14 protein-coding genes and 1 pseudogene are annotated in these 14,146 nt (G+C 49.9%); 9 read left to right on the top strand and 6 right to left on the bottom strand.

What is annotated here, in order from left to right; all coding sequences use genetic code 11:
• The first annotated feature begins 58 nt into the window (after positions 1 to 58).
• Positions 59 to 1,642, top strand: a complete 1,584-nt coding sequence (gene opgE / locus PS053_RS22200) for a phosphoethanolamine transferase (protein WP_001054665.1) — start codon at positions 59 to 61, stop codon at positions 1,640 to 1,642.
• Between the two features lie 49 nt (positions 1,643 to 1,691).
• Here opgE and ompX read toward each other — a convergent pair whose 3' ends face one another.
• Positions 1,692 to 2,207 carry an outer membrane protein OmpX gene (gene ompX / locus PS053_RS22195; protein ID WP_002430173.1) on the bottom strand — a complete coding sequence of 172 codons (516 nt, stop codon included), beginning with the start codon at positions 2,205 to 2,207 and terminating at the stop codon, positions 1,692 to 1,694.
• A gap of 52 nt (positions 2,208 to 2,259) precedes the next feature.
• Positions 2,260 to 2,325 (bottom strand): annotated as a pseudogene (locus PS053_RS22190) (hypothetical protein).
• A 234-nt stretch (positions 2,326 to 2,559) separates the two neighbouring features.
• Between PS053_RS22190 and rhtA the strand changes: the two are divergent.
• The 5 genes from rhtA (at position 2,560) to glnQ (ending at position 6,868) form a co-directional block, all read left to right on the top strand.
• Positions 2,560 to 3,447, top strand: a complete 888-nt coding sequence (gene rhtA / locus PS053_RS22185; protein WP_002430175.1) for a threonine/homoserine exporter RhtA — start codon at positions 2,560 to 2,562, stop codon at positions 3,445 to 3,447.
• A gap of 299 nt (positions 3,448 to 3,746) precedes the next feature.
• Entirely contained in the window at positions 3,747 to 4,250 is a 504-nt protein-coding gene (dps, locus tag PS053_RS22180) for a DNA starvation/stationary phase protection protein Dps (protein ID WP_002430176.1), read from the top strand.
• 396 nt (positions 4,251 to 4,646) lie between these two features.
• Entirely contained in the window at positions 4,647 to 5,393 is a 747-nt protein-coding gene (glnH, locus tag PS053_RS22175) for a glutamine ABC transporter substrate-binding protein GlnH (RefSeq protein ID WP_000843863.1), read from the top strand.
• Between the two features lie 96 nt (positions 5,394 to 5,489).
• Positions 5,490 to 6,149 carry a glutamine ABC transporter permease GlnP gene (gene glnP / locus PS053_RS22170; protein WP_001159052.1) on the top strand — a complete coding sequence of 220 codons (660 nt, stop codon included), beginning with the start codon at positions 5,490 to 5,492 and terminating at the stop codon, positions 6,147 to 6,149.
• The gene (gene glnQ / locus PS053_RS22165) at positions 6,146 to 6,868 is read left to right on the top strand and encodes a glutamine ABC transporter ATP-binding protein GlnQ (protein WP_000569101.1); all 723 of its coding nucleotides are present in this window, start codon (positions 6,146 to 6,148) and stop codon (positions 6,866 to 6,868) included. The genes glnP and glnQ overlap by 4 nt, the downstream gene beginning before the upstream one ends.
• A gap of 93 nt (positions 6,869 to 6,961) precedes the next feature.
• Here glnQ and rlmF read toward each other — a convergent pair whose 3' ends face one another.
• Positions 6,962 to 7,888, bottom strand: a complete 927-nt coding sequence (gene rlmF / locus PS053_RS22160) for a 23S rRNA (adenine(1618)-N(6))-methyltransferase RlmF (protein WP_001275950.1) — start codon at positions 7,886 to 7,888, stop codon at positions 6,962 to 6,964.
• Between the two features lie 274 nt (positions 7,889 to 8,162).
• Between rlmF and mcbA the strand changes: the two genes are divergently transcribed.
• The 3 genes from mcbA (at position 8,163) to ybiJ (ending at position 9,435) form a co-directional block, all read left to right on the top strand.
• A complete protein-coding gene (mcbA, locus tag PS053_RS22155) occupies positions 8,163 to 8,423 on the top strand; it encodes a DUF1471 family periplasmic protein McbA (protein WP_002430177.1) in 261 nt (86 codons plus the stop codon).
• Positions 8,424 to 8,643: 220 nt separating this feature from the next.
• Positions 8,644 to 8,910, top strand: coding sequence for a C4-type zinc finger protein YbiI (gene ybiI / locus PS053_RS22150; protein WP_000146363.1), 267 nt, complete (start codon positions 8,644 to 8,646; stop codon positions 8,908 to 8,910).
• 264 nt (positions 8,911 to 9,174) lie between these two features.
• Positions 9,175 to 9,435 carry a DUF1471 family protein YbiJ gene (gene ybiJ, locus PS053_RS22145; RefSeq protein ID WP_000849301.1) on the top strand — a complete coding sequence of 87 codons (261 nt, stop codon included), beginning with the start codon at positions 9,175 to 9,177 and terminating at the stop codon, positions 9,433 to 9,435.
• Between the two features lie 246 nt (positions 9,436 to 9,681).
• On the opposite strand, the gene hcxB is transcribed toward ybiJ, so the two are convergent.
• The 3 genes from hcxB to dinG form a co-directional block, all read right to left on the bottom strand.
• Positions 9,682 to 10,767 (bottom strand): hydroxycarboxylate dehydrogenase HcXB, encoded by a 1,086-nt coding sequence (gene hcxB, locus PS053_RS22140; RefSeq protein WP_044713371.1) that lies wholly within the window; start codon positions 10,765 to 10,767, stop codon positions 9,682 to 9,684.
• A gap of 140 nt (positions 10,768 to 10,907) precedes the next feature.
• Positions 10,908 to 11,870 (bottom strand): DNA-binding protein YbiB, encoded by a 963-nt coding sequence (ybiB, locus tag PS053_RS22135; protein WP_000386562.1) that lies wholly within the window; start codon positions 11,868 to 11,870, stop codon positions 10,908 to 10,910.
• 27 nt (positions 11,871 to 11,897) lie between these two features.
• The gene (gene dinG / locus PS053_RS22130) at positions 11,898 to 14,048 is read right to left on the bottom strand and encodes an ATP-dependent DNA helicase DinG (protein ID WP_025237325.1); all 2,151 of its coding nucleotides are present in this window, start codon (positions 14,046 to 14,048) and stop codon (positions 11,898 to 11,900) included.
• Positions 14,049 to 14,146 lie beyond the last annotated feature (98 nt).

Here is a 14,146-nt window from a genome sequence, read left to right as displayed (position 1 = left end):
GCAGGTATTGACCCTTGACGCCAGGGTGAGCACATGGCGTTTGTTACGATAGTGGCATATGAATTTAACCCTCAAAGAATCACTTGTTACCCGTAGCCGGGTATTTAGCCCGTGGACTGCGTTCTACTTTTTACAGTCGCTATTAATTAATCTCGGCTTAGGTTATCCCTTCAGTTTGCTCTACACCGCCGCGTTTACGGCTATTTTGCTTTTGCTGTGGCGGACATTGCCTCGCGTGCAAAAAGTTCTGGTGGGCATTAGTTCGCTGGTCGCGGCCTGTTATTTTCCTTTTGGTCAGGCTTATGGTGCTCCTAACTTCAATACATTGCTGGCATTGCATTCCACCAATATGGAAGAATCGACCGAAATCCTGACCATTTTTCCGTGGTATAGCTATCTGATCGGGTTATTTATTTTTGCGCTCGGCGTGATTGCCGTCAGGCGAAAAAAAGAGCGCGAAAAAATATGCTGGAATAAATTCGACAGCCTGTGTCTGGTATTCAGCGTGGCCACTTTTTTTGTCGCCCCGCTTCAGAACCTGGCCTGGGGCGGCGTATTTAAACTCAAAGATACGGGGTATCCGGTATTTCGTTTTGCTAAGGATGTCATCGTCAACAATAACGAGGTGATTGAAGAGCAAGAACGGATGGCGAAACTTGCCGGAATGAAAGATACCTGGACGGTCACTGCGGTTAAACCCAAATATCAAACCTATGTCGTCGTCATTGGCGAAAGTGCACGTCGCGATGCCCTCGGCGCCTTTGGCGGTCACTGGAACAATACTCCATTTGCCAGCAGCGTTAACGGTTTGATTTTTGCTGATTACATTGCTGCCAGTGGCTCAACGCAAAAATCGCTCGGCTTAACGCTTAACCGCGTGGTCGACGGTAAACCACAGTTTCAGGATAACTTTGTGACTCTGGCTAACCGCGCAGGCTTTCAGACCTGGTGGTTTTCTAATCAGGGACAAATTGGTGAATACGATACAGCTATTGCCAGTATCGCCAAACGTGCGGATGAAGTGCAATTCCTGAAAGATGGTGATTTTGAAGCGGATAAGAACACCAGAGATGAAGCGTTACTGAAAATGACCGCTCAAGTGTTGGCGGAAGAACATTCGCAACCGCAACTGATAGTTTTACATCTGATGGGCTCGCATCCGCAGGCCTGCGACCGGACACAAGGCAAATATGAAACCTTTGTGCAATCGAAAGAAACGTCTTGTTATCTCTACACCATGACGCAAACGGACGATTTACTGCGTAAGTTGTACGACCAATTGCGCAACAGCGGTAGCAGTTTCTCTATGGTCTATTTTTCCGACCACGGCCTGGCCTTTAAAGAACGCGGAAAAGAAGTGCAATATCTGGCCCATGACGATAAATACCAGCAAAATTTCCAGGTTCCTTTTATGGTCATTTCCAGCGACGATAAAGCGCACAAGGTGATTAAAGCCCGCCGTTCAGCCAATGATTTCTTAGGTTTTTTCTCTCAGTGGACAGGGATCAAAGCGAAGGAAATTAACATCAACTATCCGTTTATTTCCGAAAAGAATGCCGGGCCGATATACATCACCAACTTCCAGTTACAAAAGGTGGATTATAACCATCTCGGAACTGACCTTTTCGACCCCAAATCTTAAGACAAAAAAATCCGCCCCGAGAGGCGGATTTTTTATATCACCGAAATGATTAGAAGCGGTAACCAACACCGGCAATCCAGGTGCCTACATCAACGCTACGAATACGGCTCTGCTCGTAGGAGAAGTCCAGAGCAACGTTTTCGATCGGGTTGAACTGCAGACCTGCGCCATAGGAGAAACCATAGTCGCTGGTGTCGTGTTTGTAAGCCGGGAATTCAGTGGTCTGGAATTTACCATAGCCAACACCAACTACACCATAGATGCTTGCCCAATCGTTGATGCGGTAAGCCGGACCAGCAGTGATGCCATAGTACTGAGTTTTGTTGTAATCACCGGTGCTTGCAGTACGGCTTTTCTCGGTGTAAGTGAAAGAACCGATCACACCCAGCGGGCTGTTGTCTTCTTCATAGCGGTATTTCAGGTTGAAACCGCCCATTTTGTTCATTTTGCCCTGAGCGTCGCTCTGAGCGTAACCGCCAGTTACGGTAGAAGTAGCAGCTACAGAAGTACCTGCGGTGAAAGCCAGAACTGCGGCCAGTGCTGAAAGACATGCAATTTTTTTCATAACCACCTCAAATGTGATTCAAATAAGTCCTAAGCTTTAAATATATCAAAAATTAATGGGAAACTCTTTGCGATTTGTGATGTCTAACGGGCTATTTCGTGTAACAGAACGTTTCCATATAGCGCTATCCATCTAAATTTAAACAATTTTTTTAGTGTTTTGCATAAATATTATGCACATACCCACTATCATTCATCCAGATTATTCCTAATCACCAGACTGATGAATCCATCAATTCTGGCGCATTTTGGTCAAAACAGGGAAAAATTTTTTCAACAAATGCTCAACCAGCCTCGGGTATATCCAGTAAACTCCACGCTTTACCTGACTATACAAACTTATGGGAGAAAGGATGCCTGGTTCATTACGTAAAATGCCGGTCTGGTTACCGATATTAATATTGCTCGTTGCCATGGCGTCTATTCAGGGTGGGGCCTCATTAGCAAAATCACTGTTTCCACTGGTAGGCGCGCCAGGAGTTACCGCACTGCGTCTGGCTCTGGGCACGATGATTCTGATTACGTTCTTTAAGCCGTGGCGGCTGCGTTTTGCCAAAGAACAACGTTTACCCCTGTTGTTTTACGGTGTATCGCTGGGAGGGATGAACTATCTCTTTTATCTCGCCATTCAGACTGTGCCTCTGGGAATTGCGGTAGCGCTGGAATTCACCGGGCCGCTGGCGGTGGCGCTGTTCTCTTCTCGTCGTCCGGTAGACTTCATTTGGGTTGTGCTGGCGGTGCTTGGCCTGTGGTTTCTGCTGCCGTTGAATCAGGATGTTTCTCATGTTGATTTAACCGGTTGTGCACTGGCGCTTGGTGCGGGTGCCTGCTGGGCTATTTATATATTAAGCGGACAGCGTGCAGGCGCTGAACACGGCCCAGCTACGGTGGCGATCGGTTCACTTATTGCAGCGCTTATTTTCGTGCCCATTGGCGCTGTGCAAGCCGGAGAGGCACTCTGGCACTGGTCGGTTATTCCACTGGGTCTGGCGGTCGCCATTCTCTCTACCGCCCTGCCCTACTCGTTAGAGATGATTGCCCTGACCCGCCTGCCGACGCGAACTTTTGGTACGCTGATGAGTATGGAACCGGCAATGGCCGCTATTTCCGGGATGATTTTCCTCGGCGAAACATTAGCGCCGGTACAACTGTTGGCGCTCGGCGCTATCATTGCCGCGTCAATGGGCTCCACCCTGACAGTACGCAAAGAGAGCAAAATAAAAGAATTAGATATTAATTAATTTTACAATTTTGCATGGTTATGCATAACCATGCAAAATATTCCGTTACTCTTCATCCATTGCATCTTTATATTGCTGGCTACACAAAAGCATATTTATTCTGAAAACTCCTGGTAAGCAAATAAATAAGAATTGCTCTTATTTATATATATAACACACTGAATTTATATCATTTTTTATTTTTCACTCTTGTTAGCGCTATTAGTGTGATAGGAACAGCCGCAATAGCGGAACACATAGCTGGTGCTATACTTAGTCTCGTAAATTACTGGGACATAACATCAAGAGGATATGAAATTATGAGTACCGCTAAATTAGTCAAATCAAAAGCGACCAATATGCTTTATACCCGCAACGATGTCTCCGACAGCGAGAAAAAAGCGACAATTGAGTTGCTGAATCGCCAGGTTATCCAGTTCATTGATCTTTCCTTAATCACCAAACAAGCGCACTGGAACATGCGCGGCGCTAACTTTATTGCCGTACATGAAATGCTGGATGGCTTCCGTACCGCTCTGATTGATCATCTCGATACCATGGCAGAACGTGCGGTACAGCTGGGCGGCGTTGCTCTTGGCACCACTCAAGTTATCAATAGCAAAACCCCGTTGAAAAGCTACCCGCTGGACATCCATAACGTTCAGGATCACCTGAAAGAGCTGGCGGACCGTTACGCGATTGTCGCTAACGACGTGCGTAAAGCCATCGGTGAGACAAAAGACGACGACACCGCAGACATCCTGACCGCCGCTTCCCGCGACCTGGATAAGTTCCTGTGGTTTATTGAAGCCAATATCGAATAAATCCATTGCTGAAGAATCAAAGCATGAGTAAAAGCGGCTTCCTGTTCAGGAGGCCGTTTTTTTGTAGCCTCTCTCAACGCACCTTTTTAGTGCAGCCATCAGCCCTTTCCGACTGATAAGGTAAATCATTTGTATCAACACCATCACAAAATCGTTACATAAAGATTGTTTTTTCATCAGGATTTACGCTAAATAATCGCTGTGTTGATAGCACAATTTTAACGCACCACTTTGGTGCCCCGAAATAGTGCAACCTAAGAGTATTGCCCTACAAATCGTGCAATAAGTTTCCATCGCTCCTAGAAAAATCAAAGAGTTGTAAAACTGGCACGATTTTTTCATATATGTGAATGTCACGCAGGGGATCGTCCCGTGGATAGAAAAAAAGGAAATGCTATGAAGTCTGTATTAAAAGTTTCACTGGCTGCACTGACCCTGGCTTTTGCGGTTTCTTCTCATGCCGCGGATAAAAAACTGGTTGTGGCGACGGATACCGCTTTCGTTCCGTTTGAATTTAAACAGGGCGATAAATACGTCGGCTTTGATGTGGATTTGTGGGCGGCGATTGCAAAAGAACTGAAGCTGGATTACGAACTGAAACCCATGGATTTCAGCGGCATTATTCCGGCGCTGCAAACCAAAAACGTTGATCTGGCGCTGGCTGGCATCACTATTACCGACGAACGCAAAAAAGCGATCGACTTCTCTGACGGCTACTACAAAAGCGGCCTGTTAGTGATGGTGAAAGCCAACAATAACGACGTTAAAAGCGTGAAAGATCTCGACGGTAAAGTGGTCGCGGTGAAGAGCGGCACTGGCTCTGTTGATTACGCAAAAGCGAACATCAAAACTAAAGATCTACGTCAGTTCCCGAACATCGATAATGCCTATATGGAGCTGGGCACCAACCGCGCAGACGCCGTACTGCACGACACGCCAAACATTCTTTACTTCATCAAAACCGCTGGTAACGGTCAGTTTAAAGCGGTAGGCGACTCCCTGGAAGCGCAACAGTACGGGATTGCGTTCCCGAAAGGTAGCGACGCGCTACGTGACAAAGTCAACGGCGCGTTGAAAACCCTGCGCGAGAACGGAACTTACAACGAAATTTACAAAAAATGGTTCGGTACTGAACCGAAATAACAACGCTGTATTTGGCTCGCCAATGCCCGGCAGTACGTTTGCTGACCGGGCAATGCGATCCCTTGATTATTGACACCACGGTAACAGGAACAACATATGCAGTTTGACTGGAGTGCCATCTGGCCGGCCATTCCGCTTCTGATTGAAGGCGCCAAAATGACCCTGTGGATTTCGATCCTCGGTCTGGCTGGCGGTCTGGTAATCGGCCTGGCGGCAGGTTTTGCACGCACTTTCGGTGGTTGGATCGCCAATCACATCGCGCTGGTCTTCATTGAAGTAATCCGCGGAACACCTATCGTCGTCCAGGTGATGTTTATCTACTTCGCCCTACCGATGGCGTTTAATGATTTACGCATCGACCCGTTTACCGCGGCGGTGGTCACCATCATGATCAACTCCGGCGCGTACATTGCGGAAATCACTCGTGGCGCGGTGTTGTCGATTCACAAAGGTTTTCGTGAGGCGGGGCTGGCGCTTGGACTTTCACGCTGGGAAACCATCCGTTACGTCATTTTACCGCTGGCACTGCGCCGTATGCTGCCGCCACTGGGTAACCAATGGATCATCAGTATTAAGGACACCTCGCTGTTTATTGTTATCGGCGTGGCGGAACTGACCCGGCAAGGACAAGAAATTATTGCCGGTAACTTCCGCGCTCTTGAGATCTGGAGCGCCGTTGCGGTGTTCTATCTGATTATTACTCTGGTGCTGAGCTTTATTCTGCGTCGTCTGGAAAGAAGGATGAAAATCCTGTGATTGAATTTAAAAACGTCTCCAAGCATTTTGGCCCTACCCAGGTGCTGCACAATATTGATTTAAACATTACCCAGGGCGAAGTCGTGGTCATTATCGGCCCCTCGGGTTCCGGCAAGTCGACTCTGTTGCGCTGCATTAACAAACTGGAAGAAATCACTTCCGGCGATCTGATTGTGGACGGTCTGAAAGTCAACGATCCGAAAGTCGATGAGCGCCTGATTCGTCAGGAAGCAGGCATGGTATTTCAGCAGTTTTACCTCTTCCCGCACCTGACAGCGCTGGAAAACGTGATGTTTGGTCCACTGCGTGTACGCGGTGCAAGCAAAGACGCGGCAGAAAAACTGGCGCGTGAACTACTGGCGAAAGTCGGTCTGGCAGAACGCGCACATCACTATCCTTCCGAGCTTTCCGGTGGTCAGCAACAACGTGTGGCAATTGCCCGTGCGCTGGCGGTGAAACCGAAAATGATGTTGTTCGATGAACCAACATCTGCCCTTGACCCGGAACTGCGTCATGAAGTACTGAAGGTCATGCAGGATCTGGCAGAAGAAGGTATGACAATGGTGATAGTGACTCATGAAATCGGTTTTGCCGAAAAAGTCGCTTCGCGTCTGATCTTTATCGACAAGGGTCGTATTGCTGAAGATGGCGACCCGCAGGTGTTGATTAAGAACCCACCAAGCCAGCGTTTGCAGGAATTTTTACAACACGTCTCTTGATGAAACAAAGGCAACATGCTGGATATGCCTCTCCCCGGCGTAACAGCCATAGCGGATTCAGCGCCTGAACCGACCGCCGGGGAAGCGGATGCTTTAACGCCGGCGATTCACAAAACGACGGCGCTGTTCATCGTTCATAAAGGTCCAGGCAATGAAGCGGCTTTGCTTTTGCCCCTGGGCCATCTCCTTTTTGACGACCTTCACCGCACCAATGTCAGTCAATGCACGATATAAAGGCGGCAGATTTTCCCCACGAGAAACCAACGAGGTAAACCACATCACCTGCTTCGCGAAGCCTTTACTTTCCTCAATCATCTTTTTGATAAAAGCCACTTCACCACCTTCACACCACAGCTCCTGCTGCTGGCCGCCGAAGTTCAGCGAGTCGTCTCTGCCCAGTCCCAGGTTTCGACGTTTACGTTCGCTGCCTGCCCGTGCCGCCGCCGCAGAATCGTGGAACGGCGGATTACACAAGGTCGCGTCATACTGCTCGTTTTTATGGATAACACCGCTGAAAATAGCGTTGGCCTCTTTTTGCCGACGCAGGCGGATGGCGCGGTTAAGCCCAGGGTTGGCGTTGATAATTGCCTGCGCGCTGCTTAACGCCTGACTATGAGTTTCACTCCCCGTAAAACGCCAGCCATATTCATGCACGCCAATCAGCGGATAAATACAGTTGGCGCCAACGCCAATGTCCAGAATGCTGGCATTAACAGGAATAGCGCCTGATGCTTCTGCCAGTAAATCGGCAAGATGATGAATATAATCCGCCCGGCCCGGTACTGGCGGGCAAAGGAAACCCTCTGGAATATCCCAGTTCGCCACGGCGTAAAAATGTGCCAGCAACGCTTTATTAAGCGCCTTAACTGCTAGTGGATTAGCAAAATCAACGCTTTGCTCACCAGCAGGCGTCAGAGTGAGGTATTGCGTCAGTTCAGGGTTCACCTGGCAAAGCGTGGCAAGATCGTAGCGGCTGTGATGACGGTTACGCGGATGTAACCCCGGTTTCTGGGCAGACATAGCATTCTCCTTTAAGCAGCGGCGTAAGATACTCGCATAACGTAGCAGGGTAAATATCTGGTTGCGCTAATCATGCGCAAAAACGCAATACCCCCTACTTTTTCATCAATTACCTATAAAAATCAGTATGCTATATATCGTTGATTTGTCTTGTTTTGTAAAAATTTATCGTTCAAAAAACAAGCACATCTCTGTCAATTTTTTGCGTCATTTTCATCGCGCAGGCGACCTACACTTATCAGGCACTACCCGTTGTATTTATGAGGATGTCATCATGAAAAAATGCCTCGCATTACTGATTGCCACCGTCCTGAGCGGAATCACCTTCACGGCTTTTGCCGCGCAGCCCCTGAGTAGCCAGGACACCGGACAACTACGCCCCGCCGGAACTGTTTCGGCTACCGGCGCATCAAACTTAAGCGATCTGGAGAATAAACTGGCAGAAAAAGCGCAAGAACAAGGCGCGAAGGGCTATGTCATTAACTCAGCAGGCGGGAAAGACCAGATGTTCGGTACCGCAACTATCTACAAATAACCACGCCAACGTAACTGCATTCGCCTATGGATGCAGTTTTCGTTCACTCACACTTTTGCCGATCTTTGCGCCAGTGGCACAGGCACTCACTAGCGCAGGGCAAAACAGTGCTGATAACGCTTCCCTTTATAATAGTCAGAGAATCTGACAGTTGAACTGCCTGAGTTCGTCCCTATATTAACTACACTTAAGTGTACAAGCATTGATATGGGAGGACGATATGGCATCCGGTTGGGCTAACGATGACGCCGTCAACGAACAGATCAACAGTACAATTGAAGATGCGATTGCCCGCGCCCGGGGTGAAATCCCTCGTGGCGAGAGCCTGTATGAATGTGAAGAGTGCGGAGCCCCCATCCCGCAAGCCCGTCGGGAAGCCATTCCTGGCGTGCGCTTATGTATTCACTGCCAGCAGGAGAAAGATTTACAAAAACCCGTTTATACGGGATATAATCGCAGAGGTTCAAAAGACAGCCAGTTACGTTAACTACAACTGGTATGATGTATAGCGAGTATGATTTGAATTTTGAGTGGCATTCCGTGCCTTTAACGCCGCCGTGAATGCCACCCGATATGGAAATGATTCATAAATGTGATAAATGAATTAAATATCAACATGTTAGATATTAATCAATTTATTTGAACAAGGTGGTCAATTCTCTTCGATTTTCTCTCACACAAAAAAACGTGATACTCATCACATCGACGAAACAACGTCACTTAAACAAAAATCACCTGCGAGAGATTAATCATGAAAACTATCAATACTGTTGTTGCTGCTATGGCTCTTTCAACTCTGTCATTTGGTGTGTTCGCGGCAGAACCGGTAACGGCTTCCCAGGCACAAAACATGAATAAAATCGGCGTGGTTTCTGCCGATGGCGCATCTACCCTTGATGCTCTGGAAGCAAAACTGGCTGAAAAAGCTGCGGCTGCTGGCGCCAGCGGATACAGCATTACCTCCGCGACCAACAACAATAAATTAAGCGGAACTGCGGTTATCTATAAGTAATTCGTAGGTCGGATCAGTAATTCGTAGGCTGGATAAGGCGTTTACGCCGCATCCGGCATCAGATGCCTGATGCGACGCTACCGCGTCTTATCAGGCCTACAAAATTCAACCGTTGGTCGGATATGGCATTTACGCTACGTCCAGCAAAAGTATTTCCCTGTCTGTTTGCCGACAGACGCATATGCTCTAACCCTCATTGATCCTATGTTACCCTTGTTTGCCCGTCCGTCACTGGACGGGCTTTTTTTAGCTGGCTAACTGCTGACAGAAAGCCCGCAACGTCTCTTCCGGCATACCAATCTGCCGCGCTGCATCACAAATGGCCTGCCAGCTTCCCGCATCCAATGGAATCCCCTGCTCCTGCCGTTCGCGACGCGTGTTCACTTCCCACTCGCCCGGTAGCAAAACCGGCTTATCTTCATCATGCGGCGAGGCTTTCACCCACTCAGCAAAAGCTTCGGTCTGCGCGCTACAATCCGGCGCACCGAACAGTTCCGGGTTGATGATGATAGTGGTCATGCAGTTAAGAATGGCATCGGGACTGGTTTGTAACGTTTCCTGATGCGTCGTTTTACCGCCAGAAAGCGCCCCGCCAAGAATTTCACACATCGCCGCGAGGGCATAGCCTTTATGTTCGGCAAAGGTCAACAGCGAACCTAACGGCGACTCCTGCATTACCGCCGGATTCGTCGTCGGCACACCGTTAACATCAATCAGGCAGCCTGGCGGCACGGGGACGCCTTTATGCCAGGCAACGCGAGTTTTACCAAATGCGATGGCGCTGGTGGCGTAATCGAGCAACAGCGGGAAATCATCTTTACGTGGGAAAACCACACAGAACGGATTGGTGCCAAAGCGACTGTCGCGACCGTGGAACGGCGCGACCATTGGAATACCGACCACGCTAACAAAGTGGATAGAGACAAACCCCGCCGCCGCGCACTGTTCCGCCCAGTAACCAATGCGCCCAATATGATGCGAGTTATGTAGCGCCACGGCGGCAATACCGTGCTGACGTGCCTTCTCAATCCCCAGTGCCATCGCTTCGTGCGCCGCGACCTGACCCAATGCGCGATCGCCATCGAGCGTGACCGCCGCCCCCGCTTCTTTGACTATTCTGGCATGATGGTTAATTTGTAGATGTCCCTGACTCCAGGAGCGCACATAGCTTGGGATCATGCCAATACCATGTGAATCATGCCCTGCCAGATTTGCCGCGATTAAATGATCGGCGACTAATTTCGCTTCTTGTTCCTCGCTCCCCATCTGACGAAATACAGCCTGAATAAAACTGTGCAGCGTCTGCGCATGAAAGCGATGACCACTTTCCATAGTTAACTCCTGTTTATGTTATGTGTTTGTTGTTTTTTTATGCTGCACGCCGGGCGCGGGAAGGTCAATAAAGATGCAGGAATTTCATATTGCGGTGGGGTAACGGCCGGATGACATTGCTCATCCGGCGGAGATAAAAATTAAAATGCCTGATTAACGCGCGCCAGGCCGTCGCTGATAGTTGCCGCTTCTCCCGTTGCCACCAGACAGCAAGCCATCTGGATTTTCAGCGATTCGGGAATCGCTTCGCTGCCAGCCAGGCAACGCTCAATCCACTGCGCCGTGGTTTCCGGGTCTTTTGCTTGTGGCAGTAACTCATTGCCAACAGTGTCCTGTTTTTCATACAGCACCCGCATCCCTTCGCGGTCAATAAGATTTATTTGCGGGCAGCGTTGCGGATTAGCATAGACTTCGCCTTCGGTGCCATGCATTAACAGCGCCCGCCCGCCAATATCATTGAAGAATTTAGCCACCCGTCCGATGTACTCAGGATGTGAGACGCTGGAAAGACGCAGCGCCTCACCTTCAGCAAACGGCGTCGCCAGTTTCGCCAGGGTATGTGCACTGTTACGCACGCCCATCCGCCAGCGCATCGCCAGTTGTTTTTCCAGCGGCGGGCAAAACGCGCCAACAGGCATAAAGACAGGTTGATGTTCGTCGAGCTTCGCCTGCGCCTGCCCACCGTGCAACGTTGGCGTAATACCCATCAGTTCGAAAATGGTTTCGGTCAGCACACGAGTTGGATCTTCGCTGACACCGTGAACCACCACAGGAAAACCAAGTTTATGCAGCAGAATCGCCAGCAACGGCGTCAGGTTGGCCTGTTTACGCGCGCCGTTATAGCTTGGAATGACGATGGGCATCGGCTTGCCGACCGGCGGCGTCAGCTTGACGGTGTGATTTTGCATGGCTTCATAGAAGCCGAGCATTTCAGCCTCCCCTTCCCCTTTGATACGCAGCGCAATCAATACGCCGCCCAACTCAAGGTCGGGGACTTCACCGTTGAGCATATGGGCATACAGACCGCGCGCGGTGTCCCGGTCTAAATCGCGCGCGTGGTTTTTCCCGCGCCCGATCTCTTTAATGATTTTGCGATAGTCCATTTACGACTCCTTACCTGACTCACATCATTAACGCCGCCGACGGCGTGGAGATTTCGTTTTTTCTTTCTTTTTAACTATACCTTCAGGGACTTCCGGTTGCTCAATCGGAAATACCGGTAATGCATCCAGTAGTCGCTTGCCATAATTTTTGGTCAGCAAGCGTTTGTCGTAAATCACCACTTCGCCCCAGCAACCGTGGCTTCGAATCAATCGCCCAACCTGCTGAATCAGGGTAAACGAGGCGCTCGGCAGGCTTTGCACCTCAAACGGATAGCGGTTGAGGCTTTTTAACCATTCCCCTTCGGTGATCACCACCGGGCTGTCGATAGGCGGAAAAGCGATTTTGTGGATATGCACCTGGCTGAGCAGATCGCCTTTCAAATCAAGCCCTTCGGCAAATGACTGTAAACCCACCAACACGCTGCGCTCACCGTTGGCAACGCGTTTGCGGTGTAGTTCAACTAAACGGTAACGCGGTTGATCGCCCTGTACCAGCAACATCAGGCGTAAATCCGTCACATAGTCGAGAAACCGCTGCATCGCTCGTCCACTGGCAAACAGCACCAACATACCGAGATGTTTTTTGCTCTCCACCTGCTCACGGAAGAACGCTGCCATTTCGGCAATGTGCTGCTCTTCGTTGTCGATGGAAGGCTCAAAGCGCATCCGGGGAATAACAATTTTGCCCTGTTCGCAGTGGTTAAAGGGCGAATCCAGCGCCACAAAGCGGTCACCCGCTTTCTCTTTCAGCCCGCTCATCTCCTGCAAACGCGAAAAACTGTTCAGCGAACGCAAGGTTGCGGAGGTAACAATAATGTGCGGAATACTGCGCCACAACAGCCTTTCCAGTTGGTCGCTAACACGAATACCCACACAGTGAAACCACAGATGTAACTGCCCTTCGCGCTCTTCCCGCGTCGCCCATTTGCTCACTGGCGCACCGGAAGATTGCGCCAGCGAAGCCAGCCGCCAGAGTTTGCTTTGCGCCTCGAACATCCCCAACGCGCGGTTCATCTGCAAAATCAACCGATGCAGACGCACAATGTCGTGACTGCCGGTTTTCTCGCTTAAATCGTTGAGGAATAACTCCGCCAGACCACGCAACATTTCGGTAAGTTTTGCCAGACGCTGGCAAATCTCCAGCACTTCATCGGGCAGTTCGCCCATCGCAAAACGGTGCTCTGCCTCCTGCCCGGCAGGCATGTAGAGATTGAGAATGTTGTTTAAAGAGGCAATAAGCTCATACAACTCTTCACAATGCGCATTCAAACGTTCAGGAATTGCCAGCGGTGGGATGGTCTTCGGGCGAAACTGCTCCATGCAGGTGGCGACCAGTTTGGTGAACAAGTCCAGTTGCAGCCGATACCAGGGCGCGGTGATTTCGGCGCTCATCTCCAGCGCATCCCGCGCCACGTCCGGCAGGTGATGACCTTCATCCAGTACCAGCAGCAAATTTTTCGGGTCAGGCAATACCGCTTCGCTTTCCATCGCCGCCATCACCAGCGCATGGTTTGCCACCACCACTTCCGCTTCCTGAATTTCCCGGCGAGCGACAAAAAACGGGCATTCGCGATAGTAGTAACAGTTGCGGTTAAGACAACTGGCTTTATCAGTACTCAGGCGGCGCCAGAGATCGTCATCAATAGCAATATCAGTGTGATCGCGCAAACCATCCCATTTATAAGTATCGAGATCGCCCTTCAGCTTCGCGCAGCGTTTTTGTTCTTCCTGATTGTTCGGTGTGAGTTCGTCGTCGAGAAACGCCAGCAGATCCTGTTGCGTGGGTTCAGTACTGGCGAGCGCCGTCAGGTTTCGCGGGCAAACGTAGCGCCCACGCCCGAAAGCGGCAGTGAATTTAAGATCGGGAATGATTTTTTTCAGCAACGGCAAATCTTTGCTGTAGATCTGATCCTGCAACGCTACGTTAGCGGTACTCACCACCAGCGTTTTTTGCTCTTCGCGGGCAATGGCGATGCCGGGGATCAAATAGGAGAGCGTTTTCCCAACGCCGGTGGGGGCTTCAATCGCCAGATGCCGCCCTTCTTCTCCGGCCAGCGTTTTAGCGACCTCTGCAATCATCTGCCGCTGCGGCGCACGGGGAATAAAGTCGGGGATCTGTTCCTGAAGCGCCTTATACCAGGCGGCGATTTGCGCTTTAAGCGCGGCGGTTAATGCCATGAGAAAACCTGAAATACTGTATAAACAGCCAATATTGTGACATTTTTTCGGTTTTCAGGGGTAATGGTTTTTCTGTTTCTGGAAAGCGGCTCGCAATA

Origin of the sequence: Escherichia albertii (assembly GCF_028622335.1) — a bacterium.
Taxonomy (GTDB): domain Bacteria; phylum Pseudomonadota; class Gammaproteobacteria; order Enterobacterales; family Enterobacteriaceae; genus Escherichia; species Escherichia albertii.
This window is presented reverse-complemented; position numbering and strand designations above follow the sequence as displayed.